Source organism: Campylobacter sp. CNRCH_2007_0968H (genome assembly GCF_025773245.1).
Taxonomy (GTDB): Bacteria; Campylobacterota; Campylobacteria; order Campylobacterales; family Campylobacteraceae; genus Campylobacter_D; species Campylobacter_D lari_D.
The window spans coordinates 1-6,087 of record NZ_JAKMTQ010000024.1 but is presented as its reverse complement, the minus strand read 5'-3'; the positions used below and the strand labels follow the sequence as shown (position 1 = coordinate 6,087).

Sequence of the window (6,087 nt, the reverse complement as noted above, 5' to 3'; positions counted from 1 at the left end):
GATAATGTTTTTATGCTCATTTTTTAATTTCTCATATAATGCTTTACCTAATAGCTTTTTCCACTACCTGCTAAACCTGTAAGCCAAATAACACTTGCAATCATTTAAAACTTTCTCAAATTAATAAAGATAATATATTATCAAATTCTTATAAAATTCAATATTAATAAGATATAATAATCATTATTATTTTAAACAAAAAAAGGATAAATATGCAAAATATTAAAAAGTTTTTTATGAACATAGAGAGAACCGATATTGATGAAACAATGCAAAATTTAGTAAGTGAAGACATTATAGATAGTATTGATATTATGGCTTTAGTAGCTGAAATTGAAAAACACTATGGAAAAAGTCTCAATGCTGAATTTATAAGTCCTGAAAATTTTGAAGATTTTCAAAGTATCAAAAATATGCTAGAAAAAGCATATAATTAACGCAATGTTAAAACATTGCGTTAATTACTTTTTAAAGACTGGATAATTTTATTTTTAGACACAATAATTTCTGCTATAAAATCAGCTATTTTATCCCAATCACTTTCTTTGGTTTGGGTTAAGGTTGGATTTTCTTCATACTCATCCCAACTAATCGGCTCAAATAAACTTTTTCTGTGTGGAAAATACTTAGCTCTAACCCACTCAAGTGAAGGAGCATAATAATCAACATAAGCTTTTGCTATTTCTTTTTGCACTCTAAATTTCAACCTATCCTCATTAGCACCTTCAAAAATTTTTCTAGCCGTATAAAGTAAAGAATTTATGTTTTGCCCATGCAAATCTTTTTTTATAAGTCTTCCTTGAAGCTCCATACCTAAAAGATTAAAACTTTCATTTTTATTTTGCTTTAATGAAAATTCATCATCCCATTCTAAACCTAAATGATATACAAAATCTTTAAGTAATGTTCCGCCAACATATTCTTCCTTCAAAAGTCTCACTATTAAACTTTTTTCACCAAATACTTCTATATGGCTCTCACAAATCCACTTATAATCAAATATATATTTTCTAGGATGCTCATCAGGCTTAAAATCAGCACTATAAAACCCCATATTATTTTTAATATCTTGAGAACAATGAGAATTTAAATATCCAAGAGTATCTCTAAAGTAAATAATTTCATAAATTTCATCAAATCCTAAAGCATTTAAAACATTTTTAAGAATTTCTATATGCCTTTTAGTAGAAAAATCCCAAACTATCCCTTCTGCAGAAAATATAAATTTCTTATCTTTATGTATTGTGGCTTCTATTTTGAAATTCTCAATAGCCTTAATCAAACGCACATCTTCTAAATCGTCCAATGGATTTTGACTTAATTTATCTTTTTTTATAAGCTCTAAAACTATATCGACTAAAACCCAATGTCTATTTGCCATTCTAAGAGATTTTGGATAGATATAACCTTGTTGCAAAAGTTTATTTTCATTTTGCATTAAAAAGCCTTGTCTTTCTTGGTTGCCACTATTGGTTGTTCCTATACTAATATACGCTGTCATTTTTTTCCTTTTTTAATTTATTATAACAAATAAAAAATGATAAAATATCTAAAAAATAAAAGAGAGTAATAATGAATTTAGAAATTACCAACCATTCTATTAAAGCTATTAGTATTGTTCTACCTAAAAATCCACTCCACAAAGAAGATAAATTAAAGCTTTGCAATATAAATGAAAGAAAGTATCAACTTTTGCAAGAAAACTCAGGAATTTTCAATCATTTTATAAGTGATGATTCAACATACGCAAGTGATTTAGCAACACAAGCACTAAAAGAACTTTTCTCAAAAAATATAATCAGAAAAGATGAAATTGATTTACTTGTTTTTACAAGCTTTACACCAGATTATTTAGCACCAGCTTGCACTAGTTTAATCCACAAAAATTTAAATTTAAGCAATCATACTTTATGTTTAGATGTGTTAGGTTTTTGTCCTGGATTTTTACAGAGTTTGCTTCAAGTGTTTTTAGCTTTAAATCAACAGAACATAAAAAAAGCTATTTTAATATGCGCCAGTGTAAAAAGTAAAGCGATTGACGCTCAAAAAGATAAAATTACCTTTTTAAATAATAGCGATAGTGCAAGTGCGATTTTAATAGAAAAAAATACCAATTCTAAAGAAAAAAGCTGTTTTTCTCAAAAAGTTTTTTCTACTCAATGTGTAGAAGAAACTTTACCCTATGGCGGATTTCAAATTAATAGTAATAAAAACATACAAGCCAATACCACTCTAGCTTTTTCTTTTATTATGCAAAACTATCCAACATTTTTTCAAGAATTTTTTGAACATTTCAATCTAGAAAAAACTAGTTTCGATGAATTTTTTATCCACTCTTCTGATAATTTTTCAAAACAAAAACTATATGAGAGACTAAATTTAAATTTTATCCAAGATAATATTCTTAAAAACTATGGAAACACTACTATAAATAAATTACCTCTAGAATTAGCTTCATATACTGGGGGGGGGTAAACAAATTTTCCTTGGAAGCTTTGGAACAGGTATCACCCTTAATGCATGTAGCCTAAAAATAAATTTTGATAAACTTCAAAGTTTTATCAAAGTCGTGTAATTTTAAGCTCAAATCGATCTTTAAAATCTTTAAAAGTAAATATCTTATCTTTGCAAGGATAAGATATGCTATTTTCTCTCATATTAAATGTTTTATTTTTTAGTTTTTCAAGCAATATAGGTAATTCTTTTTTAAATAAAGCCCTATCTGTCATTCTCAAACCATGCTCTAAGCTCTTTATATATCTACCATCTACATCATTCTCATCTTTAACAATATGCAAAGTTGTATCAAATCCAAGTTGTTTGCAAAATTCATAAAAATTACTCTTATGTTCCACTGGAGCTCCCTCATCTTTTGCGCTATGATAACTGATAAATATTGTATTTTGATTTTTTTCATTTTGCAAACTTAGATGCTTTGAGTTTAAAAGAACCCTTATCATATAATTATCATCACTTAAAAAATACGGAGAGCTTTCATCTCTAGTCCAGTATTTTTTTACAAAACATAATAAAATATAATTATCACCTCTAATAGCAAATTCACCACACTCACTTTCTCTACCTAACAAATGAGGCAAATGAGGCAATGTCACTCCTGAATTATCTATCACTCCATCTACATACCAAGGAGCTATTTTAGCACACATTAGTGCTAAATAACCTCCGTATGACCCCCCCCGTAAATTTTAGGTAAAGATTTAAATTGAGGATAATTTTTCATTATATCTTTTAAAGCATTGATATGATCAATAGCTGCCATAATTCCATAATTTTGATATTCGTTATTTGGCAATACAAAATCACAAGAAAGATTTATCAAAAAATCTTTTTTCAGTCTTCCTTCATGTTTTATTTGTTTAGATCTTTCATCAAGTTTTCTTATACAATTTTTAAAATTGCTTTTTTCATGGTCATAAATTTCCATATCACAAATTTTTGCTATTTTACAAAAACTTTCCCAATCTTTTTCATTTGGCATAAAAATCGGATTATATTTCTCATCTATAGAAGGCCTAGCACTAAAGCAATGATAAAAAACATTTACAACAATAATATTAAATTTTTTAGCAAGATATTCTCTATCAAAATCTAAAAAAGATATATTAGCATTTGCCCCAAATCCACCTATGATAAAAACAATAGCTTCCATTTGCTTACTATCATCATAAGTAATTCTATATTCTAATTTACTTTCTCTTTTTATATTTAATTCTACATCATCACAAGAGTCTATAAAATAAGTTTGATTTATGAGCATGTTAAGCCTTATATTTGCATTTTTTAAGTATTATTATAACTAAAAAATAAGGAGCTAGATGTGAATATTAACTTTGAAGATATTCAAAAAATGTTTAATGCAATCAACAGAAGTGATATCAATGAAAGCAGTCGTAATTTAGTGGATGATGATATTATTGATAGTATTGATATGATGAAATTAATACTTGAAATCGAAAAATTTATAGGAAAAAATTTAGATGCTAAATATATCACTCCGGATAATTTTGAGGATTTTTCTACGATTAAAAATATGCTTGAGGAAGTTATATAATCTCAAGCACAAATTTATTACCTTTATCTTTAAAAGTAAAAACCTTATCCTTGCAAGGATAACTTATACTATCTTCTCTTAGGGTAAAATTTTTATCCTTAAATTTTTCAAGCATTTTTGGTAATTCCCTACCAAATAAAGCTTTGACTGTTATTCCACCCCCATGATCTAAATTTTTAATAAATTTACCATCTATATCTTTTTCATCTATTAGATGAAAATCTACTTCATAATTTAAGGCTTTTAACAACTCTATCAAACAAATTTTATTTTTATAAGAAGTTAATAAATCATTAGAGCTATGATAGCTTATATAAACTATATTTTTATTTTTTTGCACTTGTAAAATTAAATGTTCTTTATTCAATAAAGTTCTAACAAGAAAATACTCATCTTTAAAACAATAAGGAGAATTTTTATCAGAATTCCAATATGTTTTTATAAAACATCCTATAAGAAAACTCTTATAGTTATAATATATATCGTGAAAATTTAAATCTTTTCCTATAATACAACCTAAAATTAATGTTGCTTCGCCTGAATTATCTATAACTCCATCAACATACCAAGGAGCTATTTTAGCACACATTAGCGCTAAATAACCTCCGTATGACCCCCCCCCCGTAAATTTTAGGTAAAGATTTAAATTGAGGATAATTTTTCATTATATCTTTTAAAGCATTGATATGATCGATAGCTGCCATAATTCCATAATTTTGATATTCGTTATTTGATGGTAGCAAAGTTGAAGTTAAATGAAACTCATAATCATCACCTATCATATTTTTTAATCTATAAAAATCAAGCATAGATTCTAAAGAAACAATTTGTTTTTGTATGTTTTCTTGATTAATTTCGCCAGAAAAAGCAATACCATGTTTATTTAATTGCTCCTTGAAATAAGCTACATCTCTTTCATCATACGAAAAAGTAGCACTGTATTTTTTATCCTTGCTATTTATTCTACAGCTAAAACAATGATATAAAACACTTACAGCCACTACATCAAATTTTTTAGCTATAAATTGCCTGTCAAAATCAATGATTGATAAATCAACATTAGAACCATACGCTCCTATGATAAAAACGATAGCTTTCATTTGCTTACTATCATCATAAGTAATTCTATATTCTAATTTACTTTCTCTTTTTATATTTAATTCTACATCATCACAAGAGTCTATGAAATAAGTTTCATTTTTAAGCATAATTTTCTCTAATCATTAAAATACTTTGTAAAATGCTCTTGATATCGCATTTCTAAATTATCATATATATCTTGAATTTTGTCAATAAATTTTTCATTTCTATATGCTTGCATAGTCATAGAATTAATCTCTTGAAAAGCAAAAAAATCAAATTTTTCTTCATGTGTTAATTCTTCAAGATAAATTACTTTTCCATAATGATCATAAGTATACTGCTTAAGAGTTTCTTCTACTACTTCAAGCACCTTAAACACAAATATCATTATAGGTTCCTTTCTTAATACCTGTGTGCTTTGCTCAAATTCCTTTAAAAACTCATCATTTTTTCTATGGGTTATAGTACAATAATGCTTTTGGGCATCTTTATAAAAAATATCAAATAACGCACAAGGTTTAACCCCTAAAAAATTTCCATCATAATCAACCTGAGGATAATAAGGATAAAGCTTGCATATCAAAGGTCTAAGACTATGAGGATTACAAAGTCCATTTAAATCACATTTTGCAAAATAAGCATTGATTTTTTTTCCATTTTTTAAAGTAAAGGTATTGACTTTTCCATTTTCTAAATATGTATTACCGGCTTGCTTTAGCGAAAGATATTCAACTTCAAGCATAGGTAATATCACCGCACTAGATTTATTAAATTTAAAATATTGTGCATGAATATTATGACAGCATCCGCCATTGCATGTTTTATAGCATTGTGGCGCAAAAATAAATTCTTTATCTTGTAATGAGTTAAAAAAATTTTTCATTTCTTTCCTTTCTTGCATCTTTTAGTTTAATTTTTGCACATCAAGTAAT

7 protein-coding genes and 1 pseudogene are annotated in these 6,087 nt (G+C 26.7%); 3 read left to right on the top strand and 5 right to left on the bottom strand.

From position 1 onward, the window contains the following. The first annotated feature begins 212 nt into the window (after window positions 1–212). Complete coding sequence (locus L8Y18_RS08295; RefSeq protein ID WP_087698989.1) at window positions 213–437, top strand: acyl carrier protein; 225 nt, start codon at window positions 213–215, stop codon at window positions 435–437. A 20-nt stretch (window positions 438–457) separates the two neighbouring features. Here L8Y18_RS08295 and L8Y18_RS08290 read toward each other — a convergent pair whose 3' ends face one another. After that, the gene (locus L8Y18_RS08290) at window positions 458–1,501 is read right to left on the bottom strand and encodes an acyl carrier protein (RefSeq protein ID WP_263665130.1); all 1,044 of its coding nucleotides are present in this window, start codon (window positions 1,499–1,501) and stop codon (window positions 458–460) included. A 71-nt stretch (window positions 1,502–1,572) separates the two neighbouring features. On the opposite strand from L8Y18_RS08290, the gene L8Y18_RS08285 reads away from it, so the two are divergent. Beyond that, window positions 1,573–2,475 carry a 3-oxoacyl-ACP synthase gene (locus L8Y18_RS08285; protein WP_263676639.1) on the top strand — a complete coding sequence of 301 codons (903 nt, stop codon included), beginning with the start codon at window positions 1,573–1,575 and terminating at the stop codon, window positions 2,473–2,475. An 86-nt stretch (window positions 2,476–2,561) separates the two neighbouring features. Here the strand turns inward: L8Y18_RS08285 and L8Y18_RS08280 are convergent. Continuing rightward, window positions 2,562–3,778 (bottom strand): annotated as a pseudogene (locus tag L8Y18_RS08280) (DUF2920 family protein). A 60-nt stretch (window positions 3,779–3,838) separates the two neighbouring features. Between L8Y18_RS08280 and L8Y18_RS08275 the strand changes: the two are divergent. Continuing rightward, complete coding sequence (locus L8Y18_RS08275; RefSeq protein WP_412175464.1) at window positions 3,839–4,072, top strand: acyl carrier protein; 234 nt, start codon at window positions 3,839–3,841, stop codon at window positions 4,070–4,072. Here L8Y18_RS08275 and L8Y18_RS08775 read toward each other — a convergent pair. Genes L8Y18_RS08775 through L8Y18_RS08265 form a run of 3 tightly spaced genes read right to left on the bottom strand, consistent with a single transcriptional unit; the run spans window position 4,065 to window position 6,038 of the window. Then, complete coding sequence (locus L8Y18_RS08775; RefSeq protein ID WP_412175463.1) at window positions 4,065–4,661, bottom strand: DUF2920 family protein; 597 nt, start codon at window positions 4,659–4,661, stop codon at window positions 4,065–4,067. The genes L8Y18_RS08275 and L8Y18_RS08775 overlap by 8 nt on opposite strands. Further along, window positions 4,651–5,280 carry a DUF2920 family protein gene (locus L8Y18_RS08770; protein WP_412175462.1) on the bottom strand — a complete coding sequence of 210 codons (630 nt, stop codon included), beginning with the start codon at window positions 5,278–5,280 and terminating at the stop codon, window positions 4,651–4,653. Before L8Y18_RS08770 ends, L8Y18_RS08775 begins: the two co-directional genes overlap by 11 nt. Before the next feature lie 8 nt (window positions 5,281–5,288). Further along, window positions 5,289–6,038 (bottom strand): hypothetical protein, encoded by a 750-nt coding sequence (locus L8Y18_RS08265; RefSeq protein WP_133319961.1) that lies wholly within the window; start codon window positions 6,036–6,038, stop codon window positions 5,289–5,291. Window positions 6,039–6,087: the final 49 nt, after the last annotated feature.

Excerpts from the sequence above, each read along its gene's own strand:
- L8Y18_RS08770 (WP_412175462.1), bottom strand. The coding sequence starts at position 5,280 with ATGCTTAAAAATGAAACTTATTTCATAGACTCTTGTGATGATGTAGAA.
- L8Y18_RS08265 (WP_133319961.1), bottom strand. The coding sequence starts at position 6,038 with ATGAAAAATTTTTTTAACTCATTACAAGATAAAGAATTTATTTTTGCG.
- L8Y18_RS08775 (WP_412175463.1), bottom strand. The coding sequence starts at position 4,661 with ATGTGTGCTAAAATAGCTCCTTGGTATGTTGATGGAGTTATAGATAAT.
- L8Y18_RS08290 (WP_263665130.1), bottom strand. The coding sequence starts at position 1,501 with ATGACAGCGTATATTAGTATAGGAACAACCAATAGTGGCAACCAAGAA.
- L8Y18_RS08285 (WP_263676639.1), top strand. The coding sequence starts at position 1,573 with ATGAATTTAGAAATTACCAACCATTCTATTAAAGCTATTAGTATTGTT.
- L8Y18_RS08295 (WP_087698989.1), top strand. The coding sequence starts at position 213 with ATGCAAAATATTAAAAAGTTTTTTATGAACATAGAGAGAACCGATATT.